Genomic DNA, 13286 nt, shown 5'->3' with positions numbered 1-13286 from the left:
ACGCGCCGTAACCCAACACGTCAGACTTGTCCCGATGCAGGAGGGATCTTTTCCCACAACCAACGCCAAATAACCCACGACCGCGCCCGGACAGGCACGGCGTCGAACGGGGCGTAACGCAACGAGGGTCCGTATTAACCAAACAGCTTCTTAAGGACTTTTAGCCGTAACTCGAAGCCACCGGCTTTAACCGGTGGAGTGCCCGCTTTCAAATACCGATGTATTTGAAAAAGGGAGGGTGTTCTTGCCCTGTATGGGTGCCTTGAGCTTTTCAAAGCACCCGTGAGGAATCCTTATTATCAATTTTAGAACAAAATCCTACAAATGAGAGATGATAATTTTTTGGCTAGGATAAAATTTATTTGGGTGATCGGAGAAAGCAGCCCTGGGAACAGATCTATGGGTATCCGGAGCACGCGCATCACCGAGATGTTTCGAGGTCGAATCCCCACGGCAGGTGCTCTGGTGATCGTCCATTGGACAAAGGGAGTCTGTACCGACTGGCTACCGACAGGTGATGGGGTGCCCTTCTGCGTGCGACATCTCACGGATCAGAACGGAAACGACCGGATTACCGAATTCCTCGGCCGCCCGGATCTTCTCGGTCTCCCCCGCGAGGAAGCCGCCCTGCTGCGCGCCTATCGCGCTCAGTCGGAGCACACGCAGGTGGCTCGTCGCGCATTGTTGGACATGGAACCGCAATGCTGCCGGCGACCGCGTTTCTGAAGCCATCCGTTGCGATGGTGTTCCTCTACACCATGCACTAGACCCCGATTTTCCAAACAGATCTGATCTGAAACGAGAGAGATCCTGGCGTTCGATCGCGAGCCAGGTCGATTTCCTATGGGTTGCCTCCGCGCGTCGCGCCTGCCTTGCAACCACGGGAAACGACCATGTCTACGATCCTGTTCGCGATGTGGGTAGCGGTCCTCTTAGGCGCCAAAATCATCGAGTCGGTGGCGCCGGCGCGTGCCTATCGAATACAGCCGGGCTGGTGGCGGTGGTGGCTGGGTATCAATGGCTTGGGATTGATCCTGTCCCTGCTCGCCGGCCAACTTTGGCACAGTACCATCGATGCTGGAACCAAGCCTGCCGATCTCGAGCAGCTGATCGGTTTTTATCTCCTCTACAGCGGCCTCAATTACTGGATACACCGCGCCAAGCATGGCCTCCTCTGGCGCTTGCATGAGTTCCATCATGCGCCGCAGCACATGGGGGCCGAACTCTGTGTGTGGCGTCATCCGGTGGAGACCCTCGGCAACCTGGGGGTGTTGTTGGGTCTCGGGCAGCTCCTGCGGGTCCCCGTGGAGATTGCCGCCGGTACCCTGCTGATCGAGGGCCTGTTGGAGATCGGTCACCACAGCAACGTCCGTACCCCGCCCCGGCTGCGTTGGCTCGCCGGCCTGATGCAGCTCCCGGAAATGCACCTGATACACCATCGGATGGGGGTACACCACTATAACTATTCCCCCGTTGCTCTCTGGGACTGGCTGTTCGGCACTGCCCGGATGCCCACCGATTGGCATGTCGGGTATCCGCTCGGTCTGCGGTCATGGGGCGATTGGCGACGGCTCGTATGGTGGCGCGAGCGGTGAGGCCGCCTGAATGTTGATTATTTTCATCGATCCCCATATGATACTTTTTTTTAACCGAGAGAGGACAAAACGATGGAGAATAATCACTCTGCTGCCAGGGAGTTGGATGCCCTCTTGCGCAGTGCCAGGGCACAAGGGTTTCTGGTTGGCATCGACGAGTTGGCGCCTGCGCTGCGTGCCAGCCTCCTCGAGCTGAAGCAAGGTCGGGATATCGGTCTGCGCGACCCGGACGAGGAACCGGTGCGGTCACTCCGGGGCCTTGCCCGGCTCATGGGCGATGAGAGCGCCTTTTCGTACTTATCCAAATTCGCGAGCGAGAACGCGATGCCTTGCATCACCATCATGAACCAGGTCGCAAACACCATGGGCATCCGGTATCTCGTCATGAATTTCGATGATCATCACTATAAGCCCGTCTTGCCGCAGCCCGCCGTGAGCCCTGATCAGGCACGCGAGCTACGGGTGGAGACCTAACCATGGACGATGATGTGCACACCCAGCTGTATCTGGCCAATTCAGCCCTGCAGGCGATTGCCGATCTGGTGGCCACCGAGGAGCTCGATCTGAACGTTACCAATGGTTGGCGCCTGGCCTGTCTGTTGCGTCTGATTACGGAGCAGCTCTCCGAGGTCTTGGAACGGATGGGGGGAGACCCGGAGCAGCTGACATCTTCCGACGGGTCGAGTTAGCGCCCTGTCGACAGGTCGGGTAAGGCGCGCCTGCTGATCTCGGCGTGGCAAAGGGGACCGGACGCGCCTGCCGTACCCGACCAGGATGCATTTCGAGTCCACGGATTACGCCGGTACGCAAACGACTTCGTTTGTAATCCGGGGGCAGCGTGGCCGCGCAACGTCGCTGACTGTTGATTATTTTTACCGTGCTTATCTCCATCGCCCTTCATATAATGTGTTTCTTTTTGGTAACAATGAGATGAGGCGATGGCGAATAATCACTCCGCTGACAGGGAGTTGGACACCCTCTTGCGCAGCGTGAGGGCACAAGGGTTTCTGGTTGGCATCGACGAGTTGGCACCTGCGCTGCGCGCCAACCTGGTCGAGCTGAAGCAAGGCCGGGATATCGGTCTGCGCGACTCGGGCGGGGAGCCGGTGCGGTCACTCCGGGGCTTTGCCCGGCTCATGGGCAATGAGGGTGCCTATTCGTACTTATCCAAATTCGCGAGCGAGAACGCGATGCCCTGCATCACCATCCTGAACCAAATCGCAAACACCATGGGTATCCGGTATGTGGTCATGAATTTCGATGATCATCACTACAAGCCGGTCTTACCAGGGTCCGCCGTGAACCCTGATCAGGTACCCTCGGGACGGGTGGAGACCTAGGTCCTGTTGACCTTTGGAAGGTCCGCGTAGCGGACCCTATGTTAGCCATTTGAGCCCTTAGGGTCCCCGGTGCGGGCCAGTGGGGCGTTGCAGCCATTTAACATAGTAAAACAGTTGGTTAGAGCCAAATGTCACAGACCCTGGGCGCTATCGACGCTGGGACGCTAGCGCAATTCCGGTATTGAAGCGCCCAGGTGCCGGCGGGTGGGGAGAGTCTGATGGAGGGGTTTCTGCGCCGGGCGGTAGCGCAAGGCATGCTGAGGGCGGTGGATCTCCATTTCGCGCGCCAGATGGAGACCCTGGCCGGCGGCAATGCCCCCGAGCTACTGTTGGCTGCGGCCCTGGCCAGCCACCGGGTGGGGGAGGGTGATGTTTGTCTGGATCTGGAGCGCTGCCGGGAGCTTCCTCTGTTGCATGGCGATGGCGGCACGGACAGGCCGCGGGTGCCGGCTCCGGAGGTCTGGGTCGATGCTTTAGGTGCCCGAGCCGTGGTCGGCAAGCCCGGTGGACGCGCCCCACTCATCCTCGACCGGCACGGCAGGCTCTACCTCGGGCGCTACTGGTGGTTCGAACGGCAGGTGGCGGATGCCGTGATTGCACGCGTCCGTTCCCCCCCGCCGGCGGTGGACCGCGATCGGCTGCGGGTAGGGCTCAGGCGCCTGTTCCCCGGCACCGGCGGCATCGACTGGCAGCGGGTCGCCGCCGCGGTAGCGGTGCTGCGACACCTGTGTCTGATCTCCGGCGGACCGGGCACGGGTAAGACCCGCACCGTGACTGCGATCCTCGCCCTGCTGACGGAGCAGACAGCGGGCCCCCCCTTGCGCATAGCTTTGGCTGCCCCCACCGGCAAGGCGACGGCCCGGCTCTCGGAGTCCATCCGCACCGCCAAGGCGGGGTTGTCGGTGACCGAGCAGACCTCGGATCGCATCCCCGAAGAGGCCGTTACCCTCCACCGCTTGCTCGGCTATCGCCCGGGCCACGCCACGCCGCGCCACGGCGCGGACAACCCCCTGCACCTGGAGGTCCTGGTGGTCGATGAAGCCTCCATGGTGGATCTGCCCCTGATGGCCCGCCTGCTGGCCGCGCTGCCGGACTGCGCCCGCCTGATTTTGCTGGGGGACAAGGACCAACTGGCCTCGGTAGAGGCCGGCCGGGTGCTCGGCGACCTTTGTGGGCGGGGTCGGGCCCCCGGCTACTCACCGGGGCTGTGCGCAGAGATCGCGGCAGTGGCTGGTGACCGACTGGCACCCGCTCCTGCGCCCGGTCCCGACCTGGGCGACCGGATCCTGGTGCTGCGCGAGAGCTGGCGCTTCGGCAAAGACAGTGGTATCGGTGCCCTGGCCAGGGCCGTGAACCGGGGCGATGCGGATGCGGGCTTGCAAATCCTGGCCGATGACCGTTATCCGGACGTTGGTCTGGAAGCGCCGCGGCCGCAGATCCTCACCGATCTGATCGAGCAGTGGCTGGTGCCTGTCATGGGGCGGGTACTGACAAGTCCGGAGCCGCAAGCGGCGCTGCTGGCGCTGGACCGGGTCCGGGTCCTGTGTGCCTTGCGCTCGGGACCCCAAGGGGTCGACCACCTCAACGAACGCCTGGCCCAGGCCCTGGAGGCCGCGGGCCTGATCCGGCGCGACGGTGAACTCTATGCCGGTCGTCCTATCATGCTCACCGCCAACGACCACGCCCTGCGGCTTTACAACGGCGATGTGGGTCTGGTCCTGGCCGATCCGGGGAGCGGTGGCGCCCTGCGGGTGTTTTTCGCCACCGCCGCGGGTGTTCGGCGCATCCTGCCGTCGCGCCTGCCCGCCCACGAGACCGTCTATGCCATGACAGTCCACAAGAGTCAAGGCTCCGAGTTCGATGAGGTGCTGCTGGTGCTGCCCGAGACCGAAAGCCGGGTGCTCACCCGGGAGCTCATCTATACGGGCATCACCCGGGCCAGAAAACGGGTCCGGTTGCTCGCCACCGAGGAACGCTTGCGGGCGGCGATTGCCCGCCCGCTGGTCCGCGCCAGTGGGCTCTACGATGCGCTCTGGACCAGGCCCGGCGCGGACGATCCGGGACCGGGCTCCCACAGCGCCGGTGGTGACTCATCGGAATCTGCTCCTACCTCCTGCCGCAGGTAGGTGCCGGAGCGCAGAAGTGAAGGGGATTCGGCGTGGCGGAGCAGAAGAAAAGGAAAGGCACACGCACCGGCTTTACCACCGGCGCCTGCGCGGCCGCGGCCGCTCGGGCCGCTACCCTGGGCCTGATCGGGGGCCGGGTGCCCGCGCGCGTGGACTGTGAATTACCGCGTGGGCAGGCGGTACGCTTTGCCGTGACCGAAGGCCGTTGCGATGGGGCGTGCGCCCATGCGGTGGTAGTCAAGGACGCGGGCGACGATCCCGATCGCACCCACGGCGCGCGATTGACCGCCGATGTCCGTCTGCTGCCCGCGGCGCCGGGGCGCCTGCTCATCGAAGGCGGTCCCGGCGTCGGCACCGTGACTATGTCGGGCCTCGGCCTCGCAGTGGGCGGCCCGGCCATCAACCCTGTTCCCCGGCGCAACATTGCCGATAACGTGCGGGCCGTGGCAGGGTCGCTACTGGTACGGCAAGGGCTCGCAGTCAGGATCTCAGTGCCTGGGGGTGAGAAGATCGCCCAGCGGACGCTGAATCCCCGACTCGGCATCCTGGGCGGGATCTCGATCCTGGGCACTTCAGGCATCGTCTACCCCTATTCCACGGCCTCGTTTCGCGCTACCGTCGTCCAGGGGATTCGGGTTGCAGCGGCCCAAGGGCAGGGTATCGTCGTCCTCACCACGGGCCGGCGCACCGAGAAGTTCGCGCTGCGGGAGCTGGCTCACCTGGCACCGGTCTGCTTCGTGCAGATGGGGGATTTTCTGAGCGCCGCGCTGGATACGGTGGTCGCGGTCGGAATCGGTGAAGTCGTGATCGGCGGCATGGTCGGCAAGCTCACCAAGATGGCCCAAGGGGCATCCATGACCCATGCCGGACGCGGCGCGGTGGACATGGATCTGCTGGCCGATCTGGCCGCGGAGATCGGGGCGCCGTCCCAGGTATGCACCGAGATCCGCCGGGCCAGGACAGCGCGCTATGCCGCCGAGCGCATGCGGGATTTGAGCATGCTCACAGATTTCCATCGGGCCCTGGCCGAGCGGGTGGTACACGACCTTACCGGGCGTTACCCGGACCGGTTCAGGTTGCAGGTGTTGGTATGCGACCCGGACGGTAACCGGATCGCGGAAGCGGCCTCGGGCTCGTGTGCGCGCTGACCGACATATAAACTTCTTGGCCCTTTATGGATTCCGGACTGCTTTGGAGTGGGAGAGGGGATCAAACAAGCTCGGAGGTTGGGCAAAGTCGGTAGGATGCGGTGAGCGCCTGCCCACCGCCCCAGGAATGTCTGCCTGTGCCGGCCTATCCACCACCTCAGGGATGGCTAGGCACAACAGACAAGGGGCAGGCCGCGAACCGCATCTTTGGACGGCGACGTGCCCAACAAATCATTTAAATATTAACCACCACCAAAATGGGAAGTTATCCTCCAACACCACCACCGCAACGCCTTTGGTTGCATGCTGTTTCCGATCGATACGCTCAGGTGTACGAGTACCTCATTTCACCCTATTTTATGTTCTCAGGCTCGTAGGCTGGGCTGTGCCCACCAGCCAGGCACGGTGTTGGTGGGCACAGCCCACCCTACGGGTTACGCGCAAAATATGCAGAAATGGGGTACTAGCCGCCCTTGACCAAGAAGAAGCCTAAACCCTTCCCCGAGCCCCCCGACGCGGTGGAGATCGCATCCCTGACGCCGGAGGGGCGGGGGTTGGCCCAGGTGGACGGCAAATCGGTGTTCCTCCACGGGGCCTTGCCGGGGGAGCGGGTGCGGTTCCGGTATACCCGGCTCCGCAAGGATCGGGCCGAAGGCACGGTAGAGGAGGTCTTGCGGGCAGCCCCGGAGCGGGTACCGGCACCTTGCCCCCATGCGGACATCTGCGGGGGTTGCAGCCTGCAACATCTGGACCCTGCCGCCCAGATCCGCTGGAAGCAGGAGATGCTCGAACAAGTGCTGACAGAGACCGGCCAGGCGCGCCCTGAACGCCGGCTGCCGCCGCTGGTCGCCGCGCCCTGGGGCTATCGACGCAAGGCCCGTCTGGGGGTCCGCTATGTGGCCAAGAAAGGACGCACCCTGGTGGGGTTTCGCGAGCGCGGGACCTCTTATATCGCCGACCTGCGGCGCTGCGATATCCTGCATCCCATAGTGGGGGAGCGCATTGAGGCTATCGCCAAACTCCTGGACGGCCTCTCGATCCGGCAGCGGATACCGCAAATCGAGATGGCGATGGGTGAGGGTCCCTGCGTACTGGTATTGCGGGTCCTGGAACCACCCTCGGCACGGGACATAGCCCGGCTCACGGATTTCGGCGGGACCTGCAGGTTGCACTTCTATGTACAGGCGGGCGGGGCCGAGACCATCCGTCCCCTGCCGGGCCAGGACGTCGATCTGTACTATGACCTGCCCGGCGCGGATGTCCGCCTGTATTTCCAGCCGACGGATTTCACCCAGGTCAATCCAGGGCTCAACAGCATGATGGTCGAGCAGGCATTGATGTTGCTCGCCCCCCGGTCGGACGAGCGGATACTCGACCTCTTCTGTGGGCTCGGGAACTTTACCCTGCCCATCGCCCGCCGGGCCGCGGAGGTCCTGGGTGTGGAAGGAGACCCGGGATTGGTGGCCCGGGCCCGGACCAATGCCGAGCACAACGGTATCACCAATGCCCGCTTTGTCGCCGCCGATCTCTACGCTAGGTCAGACCCTCAGCCTTGGGCCTCACAGCGGTTCCACAAGGCGCTGCTGGACCCGCCCCGCAGCGGTGCGCTCCAGGTGTTGGAGCTGCTGCCGGCGCTGGGGGTCGAGCGTATCCTTTATGTATCCTGCTATCCCGCAACCTTGGCGCGGGACGCGGACCGCTTGGTGAATGGTCTCGGCTATCGGCTGTGGGCGGTGGGCGTGCTGGACATGTTTCCGCACACGGCGCATCTGGAGGCGATGGCGGTATTCGAGCGCGGTTGAAGCACAGTCGCGGAGGGCTTGAGCAATGGGCGTGGAGATCGAGCGTAAATTCCTGGTCAAAGACGATTCTTGGCGCTCCGATGTGGAGTCAGAGGCGCATTTGATGCAGGGCTATCTGGCGGACGGTGACAAAGCGACGGTCCGGGTTCGGGTAACGGATGGTGCCGCCTATCTCACCATCAAAGGGCCCACGGTGGGGGTCCGGCGCAGCGAGTACGAATATCCGATTCCAATCGAAGACGCCCAGGCCATGCTGCGGGATCTCACGGTGTATCCCGCCATCGACAAGATGCGCTACCAGGTCCGGTCCGGCAGACACCTGTGGGAGCTGGATCTGTTCGCCGGAGAGAACGCGGGGTTGGTGCTGGCGGAGCTGGAGCTCGGTTCCGAAGACGAGCCCTTCGAGCTACCGGCATGGGCGGGAGAAGACGTGAGCCACGACCCGCGCTACTACAATGTCAACCTGGCGCGGAATCCCTATAAGCACTGGTGATGTCAGGTCCTGGATGATGCGGTTCTATTTGAAAAGAGGGCAAACTGGGCGACGGGCTACCAGGTATAGGTCAGGCTCGTAAACAGACCATCGGCGGAACGTCCGGTGCCGCCTTCCTGTTTCGAGTAGTCCCAATCCCGAGCGTATTCGATCGCGAGCTTGATACCGTCCATGAACCATTCGCCGGCACCGATCAGCAGTCGCCGTTTGGGCAGGAAACCGACCCGTGAGCGCTCGCCGTTGATGTCCCGCTGGACCCCGCCGAAATCACGGCTCTCGGAATAACTCATGGCGAGATAGGTGCCTTGGGCGCCGATGGCCTCCATCCAGGGGTTCCAGTCGAGCTGATAGCCGAGCGAGACCTGCCAGGCGGCGGGGCTGATGGAGACTTGGTTCTGCGCGTCGTCGGTAAAGGTCGCGGTATCGACCGCACCGTTCCACTCACCCACCAGGGATACCGGTCCCAGGGTCGATCTGAGGCTGGCGGCAAGGCCGGGGACCAGGCCGATATCACCGAGCCACTTGCGGTATTCCTGGCTCATGAAGCGGCTGTCGAAGATCGAGCTGTTATAGTCGATACCCAGGTCGAGGGTCCAGGGGCAAAGGTCGGACGCCGTGAGCTCATCATAGGGCCTCCCGCAATGACCGCCGGTGCGGTAGCCGAAGGTGAGGTTGAAATGGTCGTCGGGGTGCCAACCGGACTGCTTGCGAGCGAAGGTATCGCCGTTGAATGTATAGAGGGCGAGGTTGAATTGCGGCGGTTCGGGCGGCGGTACGATTGCCGCTGGCGGCGGGGGATAGGTCGTGGGCGCCTTGAAACCGGTGCTGCTGAGTAGCTTGTCCCACCCGGGCTTCAGAACCTGGGGTTGGACCGGCGGTGGCGTAACGGGCAGCGGCGGTGTTTGTGACGGCGTCGGAAATCCGGCGCCGATTCCGATGGCGACCTGCCGCTGTTCGAAGCCGGAAATCGTCAAGGGGTCCTCGATGGTCAGCACGTCGGCCACCGGGTTGCCGGTCGAGATGCCGAACGGCAGGATGATGCGGCCCGCCGTCAGGTAAGGAGGAAACCGTTGCGGATCGCCGATGGTGATGAAGGCCGTATCCAGATTGATGCGGTCCACCGATTCCTCAAAGCCGCCGGTCGACACGAAGGATACGTCCTTTCCATCATCGTATTCGATGACCATGCCGGCACGGGTCCAGTCGTTGACCGAGAACTCCAGATCGAGCTCCGCCGTATTGAGTAGAACATCACTGGCGGAGGTGCCGTCGAAATCCTCGCTCCAGCCGGTGACTATCTCCAGGGTGCCGCCCAAGGCGACGGAGTCGTTGATATTCGATCCGACAGAGGTCATGGCGTCGCGGATGATGGCGCGGGTCGCGTCCTCCTGGGCGTGCCGGGCCGATTCGAGCTCACTGACCCGCTGCTCCAAGCCGTGCGATCCCAAGCCGTGTGACCCCAAGCCGTGTGATCCCAGCGTAGCGGCGACCGCCGCGTCGCTCTCCAGCCCGACCACGCGCCGTTCAAGCACCGCCTTGTCCTTCGACAGAATCCCGATGGTCCGGTCCTGGCGGGTTTTCGCATCCTCCAGCTCGGCGACGCGGCGGGCGAGGGGATTGCGATCCGCGACCCCAGGGCCGGCGGTGACTCTGGTGCCGGGTCCGGGCTTGCCGTCTGTTACGGGCCCGGCGGGCCCACTCCGGGTCGGTTTGGCTTCCAACGTGGCGAGCTTGTGCTCCAGCCGTTCCTTGTCCATGACCATGGCACGGAATGCCTCGTTCTGGGCGGCCTGCGCGGTTTCCAGCTCGCGGACACGCTGCTCGAGGGCGGTCTTTTCGGTCGTTACGGCGCGCATCACCTGCTCCTGATCGGCCCTGGCCGCTTCCAGCTCCGCGACCCGCCGGGCCAGACCCTCCTGAGCAGCGGTTCCGTCGGCCTGACCGCTGTCTGTCGCCGGTGTCGGCGCTGCACCGGGAGCCTGTTGTGACTCCAACGTCGAGAGCCGAGCCGCCATGGCCTCGTTCTGTGCCTTGAGGGCCTCGAAGGCCTGCATCAGCCGCGTGAGCTCATCCGCATCCGCCGCATATGCAGGCACCGGCATGACCATCGTCATGCCCAGAATGAGGATAAGCATGGACCATGGAAAAGCTTGACGAATCACGACGGCATCCTCCTACAAACTCCTATCCCTATTCCTACAACAGACCCCTATCCGTTGGCATTGAGAGATTTCTCTCCACTTTTTAATATACCATTTATAGAGTATTTCTACATTTGTCGGCAAAATAAAAACTGCAAAAAATCTTTATTTTCCAGCATATTATAATTGTTACTCTGCGCATAAGAGCTAACATAACAATATTAGAAGAATCTGTAATTCGCTGTGCGCATTCACGGTAGACCGCATGCCTACTGGGAACAAGCTCCCGGAAACCGTCTGTCGAATTCGGCGCATCTGCTAAAATAATTAGGCATACGGCGAGGAGACGGATGTTGTTGCCCGTCCATCGACAGCGAGAATACTTTGTTGACTTGACGTAGTCGGACGACGTCTACCTGTGTCGCCGTGATTCAGTTCTTCGCGGAGGCGAATGAATTTGTGCGGAAGGCAGGATGCCGAGACGGTATGTAACCCCCGACCGGAATGAGGGTCGGGGTCCTAAATTCTTGCATTGCATGGAGAATGAGCATGCGTTCTGCAATAACGATTCCCGAGAATAAGACACCCTTTACCGCTCCTACTTTTCGGTCCTGTGCCCTGGCATTTGCCGCGCTCGGATTCTTAGGGGGTACGGCGGTCGCGATGGCGGGTAGCCCTGCCGCCAAAGGCGCGGAGAAACCCGATCTAAGCGGGGTCACCGGCCTCAAGGAATGGGGGGTGAAGGCCGAAAACCTGTCCCCGAGAGGCCACAATCCACTCTATTTCCCACTCAAGCCAGGCTTCAAGTTCGTCATGGAGTATCCCGACAGTAAGAACGGCTATTACAGGAAAGAGGTCATCGTTCTCGACGAGACCGAGCCGTTCGATGTCCCCGGATTCGGCAAGTTCGAAGCGGCCGTCGTCCAGGAGGAGGAGTTCTTCGACGGCGTCTGGACTCAGCAGGCGCTCAACTGGTTTGCCATCGACAAGACTACCAACGCCGTGTATGCATTCGGCGAGCTGAGCTGGGAGGTCGATCACGCGGGCCGCAAGATCTTTGCCGGCACCTGGCGCGTCGGTGAGCCCGACGGCAACGGCATCGCCGAGCCCGGCCTGCTGATGCCCGCCGAGTTCAAGATTGGAGACAAGTATCTCTACGAGGCCCACGAGCTGGAGGCCCACGGCTACTCCGAGAACCGGGAAGAGGGACTGACCATGAAGGTCCCGGCCGGTACCTTCAAGGACTGCGTGAAGGTACGCGAGTTCAATATCACCGACCCTGACGACATCACCGATAAGTGGTGGTGCAAGGGCGTGGGAATCATCAAGGACACCTCCGACGGCGAGCTGGTCGAATCCGACGGACTTCCCGGCAAAAAGGTCACGGAATTCGGCAAATTCCATAAGAATCCTGTGCAGAAGATCGATGCGCCGGTCGCCAAGATCGACGGATTCCAGGCCTCGGAGATCGCGCTGAAGAAGATCCCGGGTGAGGTCAACTCGGTGAAGATCGAGCGCAAGGGCGACCACAATGTCTACGCCGTCGAGATCATCGGCGCGAAAGACGGCGTAGAATGGGATGTCTTCGTCGACATCGAGACGGGCGAGATCGTCGGTACGGATAACTGAGGAGATGCGCGACGCGGCTTTGACTTCGAGGCGCCGCGAGCTGCGGCCATGGATGGTCGCGCCATTGATTGACTGACAGCCAGGTCCGCCGGCTCAATTTCAGAGAGATCGAGTCATGAAAAAAACTACCCCAACCATTTTATCCATCCTCGTTGGCCTGCCGTTCGCCTTCGCTGTTCAGGCCGCGGACCCGGCGCCCAGGCCCGGCACCGAAGAATTTGGATTGACCCCGCGGGAGCTCGTCCAGGCCATCGACCGGGTCGAGGCCCTGATCGCCAAGTGCATGCGCGGCCAGGGATTCGAGTATGTCGCTGCCGATTACACCACCGTTCGCAAGGGAATGTCCGCGGACAAGACCCTGCCCGGGATGAGCGAAGAGGACTTCATCGACCGCTACGGCTTCGGCGTCTCGACCTTCTACACGGGGCAAGCGCCGCAGCTCTCCGCGGGTTACAGCCCTGCAAAGATCGGTCTCGGCGAGCGCAACGTGGGGATTTTCAAGAACCTCTCCGCGGCCGATCAGGTCGCCTATAACCGCGCCCTGTTCGGGGAGAATCCCGGCGAGAGCTTCGCGGTCGCCATCGAGGGCGAGAACTTCTCGCGCACGGGCGGATGCACCCGCGATGCGATCGGCCAGGTCTTCACCGAGGACCAGCTGCAGGCGAGCTATTACAACCCCAAGGATGCCCTTATCAACAAGGACCCACGCATGAGAAAGGCCCTTCGTAAGTACGCCGCACAGATGCGTACCATGGGTCTGGACTACAACCACCCGGATGAGGTGGAGCCGGATATCCGCGAGCGTCTCGCTGCGTTGACCAAAAATGGTACCCTGCGGGTGGAGGACATGACGCCCGAGCAGATCAAGGCATTCAAGAAGCTCCAGGCTGAGGAACGCCGCGCCGCGGCCATGAACTTCCACTTGGCGGAGGAGCTCTTCGACCCCGTCGAAGCAGCGATCGAGAAGGAGCTGTTTGCACGCGAGGTCAAGTAGCCCATACGGAGTCCATTA

The 13286-nt window shown here is 62.3% G+C and carries 12 protein-coding genes; 11 read left to right on the top strand and 1 reads right to left on the bottom strand.

Going from position 1 to position 13286, the window contains the following annotated elements:
• Positions 1-399 precede the first annotated feature (399 nt).
• From BQ17_RS19100 to BQ17_RS19060, 9 genes are all read left to right on the top strand, one after another.
• Complete coding sequence (locus tag BQ17_RS19100) at positions 400-726, top strand: hypothetical protein (protein ID WP_089729854.1); 327 nt, start codon at positions 400-402, stop codon at positions 724-726.
• Positions 727-893: 167 nt separating this feature from the next.
• Positions 894-1595 (top strand): sterol desaturase family protein, encoded by a 702-nt coding sequence (locus tag BQ17_RS19095; RefSeq protein ID WP_089729852.1) that lies wholly within the window; start codon positions 894-896, stop codon positions 1593-1595.
• 72 nt (positions 1596-1667) lie between these two features.
• Positions 1668-2069, top strand: a complete 402-nt coding sequence (locus tag BQ17_RS19090; RefSeq protein WP_089729850.1) for a hypothetical protein — start codon at positions 1668-1670, stop codon at positions 2067-2069.
• 2 nt (positions 2070-2071) lie between these two features.
• A complete protein-coding gene (locus tag BQ17_RS19085; RefSeq protein ID WP_089729849.1) occupies positions 2072-2284 on the top strand; it encodes a hypothetical protein in 213 nt (70 codons plus the stop codon).
• 249 nt (positions 2285-2533) lie between these two features.
• On the top strand, positions 2534-2935 hold the full coding sequence (locus BQ17_RS19080; RefSeq protein WP_089729847.1) for a hypothetical protein: 402 nt from the start codon (positions 2534-2536) through the stop codon (positions 2933-2935).
• Between the two features lie 218 nt (positions 2936-3153).
• Positions 3154-5061, top strand: a complete 1908-nt coding sequence (gene recD, locus BQ17_RS19075) for an exodeoxyribonuclease V subunit alpha (RefSeq protein ID WP_089729846.1) — start codon at positions 3154-3156, stop codon at positions 5059-5061.
• Positions 5062-5093: 32 nt separating this feature from the next.
• The gene (locus BQ17_RS19070) at positions 5094-6209 is read left to right on the top strand and encodes a cobalt-precorrin-5B (C(1))-methyltransferase (protein ID WP_089729844.1); all 1116 of its coding nucleotides are present in this window, start codon (positions 5094-5096) and stop codon (positions 6207-6209) included.
• 473 nt (positions 6210-6682) lie between these two features.
• On the top strand, positions 6683-8011 hold the full coding sequence (gene rlmD, locus BQ17_RS19065; RefSeq protein ID WP_089729842.1) for a 23S rRNA (uracil(1939)-C(5))-methyltransferase RlmD: 1329 nt from the start codon (positions 6683-6685) through the stop codon (positions 8009-8011).
• A gap of 25 nt (positions 8012-8036) precedes the next feature.
• Complete coding sequence (locus BQ17_RS19060; RefSeq protein WP_089729840.1) at positions 8037-8504, top strand: CYTH domain-containing protein; 468 nt, start codon at positions 8037-8039, stop codon at positions 8502-8504.
• Between the two features lie 56 nt (positions 8505-8560).
• On the opposite strand, the gene BQ17_RS19055 is transcribed toward BQ17_RS19060, so the two are convergent.
• Positions 8561-10639, bottom strand: coding sequence for a hypothetical protein (locus BQ17_RS19055; RefSeq protein WP_089729838.1), 2079 nt, complete (start codon positions 10637-10639; stop codon positions 8561-8563).
• A gap of 555 nt (positions 10640-11194) precedes the next feature.
• On the opposite strand from BQ17_RS19055, the gene BQ17_RS19050 reads away from it, so the two are divergent.
• Both BQ17_RS19050 and BQ17_RS19045 read left to right on the top strand, forming a co-directional pair.
• Positions 11195-12274, top strand: a complete 1080-nt coding sequence (locus tag BQ17_RS19050; RefSeq protein WP_089729836.1) for a PepSY domain-containing protein — start codon at positions 11195-11197, stop codon at positions 12272-12274.
• A gap of 115 nt (positions 12275-12389) precedes the next feature.
• Positions 12390-13268: a hypothetical protein gene (locus BQ17_RS19045; protein WP_089729834.1), complete on the top strand. Its 879-nt coding sequence runs from the start codon at positions 12390-12392 to the stop codon at positions 13266-13268.
• Positions 13269-13286: the final 18 nt, after the last annotated feature.

Source organism: Candidatus Thiosymbion oneisti (assembly GCF_900092655.1).
In the GTDB taxonomy this organism is placed as follows: Bacteria; Pseudomonadota; Gammaproteobacteria; order Chromatiales; family Chromatiaceae; genus Thiosymbion; species Thiosymbion oneisti.
Note: the sequence above shows the minus strand (reverse complement) of the source record. Positions and strands in the feature narration are given on the sequence as shown.

What these genes read in the sequence shown, in the direction of transcription:
- BQ17_RS19045 (WP_089729834.1), top strand. Translation starts at nt 12,390, where the DNA reads ATGAAAAAAACTACCCCAACCATTTTATCCATCCTCGTTGGCCTGCCG.
- BQ17_RS19055 (WP_089729838.1), bottom strand. Translation starts at nt 10,639, where the DNA reads ATGCTTATCCTCATTCTGGGCATGACGATGGTCATGCCGGTGCCTGCA.
- BQ17_RS19085 (WP_089729849.1), top strand. Translation starts at nt 2,072, where the DNA reads ATGGACGATGATGTGCACACCCAGCTGTATCTGGCCAATTCAGCCCTG.
- recD (WP_089729846.1), top strand. Translation starts at nt 3,154, where the DNA reads ATGGAGGGGTTTCTGCGCCGGGCGGTAGCGCAAGGCATGCTGAGGGCG.
- BQ17_RS19060 (WP_089729840.1), top strand. Translation starts at nt 8,037, where the DNA reads ATGGGCGTGGAGATCGAGCGTAAATTCCTGGTCAAAGACGATTCTTGG.
- BQ17_RS19080 (WP_089729847.1), top strand. Translation starts at nt 2,534, where the DNA reads ATGGCGAATAATCACTCCGCTGACAGGGAGTTGGACACCCTCTTGCGC.
- BQ17_RS19090 (WP_089729850.1), top strand. Translation starts at nt 1,668, where the DNA reads ATGGAGAATAATCACTCTGCTGCCAGGGAGTTGGATGCCCTCTTGCGC.
- BQ17_RS19095 (WP_089729852.1), top strand. Translation starts at nt 894, where the DNA reads ATGTCTACGATCCTGTTCGCGATGTGGGTAGCGGTCCTCTTAGGCGCC.
- BQ17_RS19100 (WP_089729854.1), top strand. Translation starts at nt 400, where the DNA reads ATGGGTATCCGGAGCACGCGCATCACCGAGATGTTTCGAGGTCGAATC.
- BQ17_RS19050 (WP_089729836.1), top strand. Translation starts at nt 11,195, where the DNA reads ATGCGTTCTGCAATAACGATTCCCGAGAATAAGACACCCTTTACCGCT.